Below are 237 nucleotides of genomic sequence, written 5' to 3' on the forward strand. Positions count from 1 at the left end.
AACGCTTTAATCCAGCTAAATTCCTCGAATGGCTTAATTTCCTTGAGGAGAGAAGCCATATCTTTGTAAAACAGGAATGTTTTATCGTATTCATAACGACGCATATTTTCAGACAACAACAGATTCCAAATGCCACGCGCTGTCGCACCAAACTCAATGAGCTTAACTTCTTGTTCTGGCCTAGGGTTTAGCCTGTAGTTGTATCTGAGCGTCTTTTTCATATACTGTATAGACTAC

1 protein-coding gene is annotated in these 237 nt (G+C 39.7%); it reads right to left on the reverse strand.

Going from position 1 to position 237, the window contains the following annotated elements:
- Positions 1-221, reverse strand: a 221-nt coding sequence (locus JIG41_RS13755) for a helix-turn-helix domain-containing protein (RefSeq protein WP_199524945.1), incomplete at its 3' end; no start/stop codon positions are given.
- Positions 222-237: the final 16 nt, after the last annotated feature.

It is taken from the genome of Pseudoalteromonas sp. bablab_jr011, assembly GCF_016464045.1.
GTDB lineage: Bacteria > Pseudomonadota > Gammaproteobacteria > Enterobacterales > Alteromonadaceae > Pseudoalteromonas > Pseudoalteromonas lipolytica.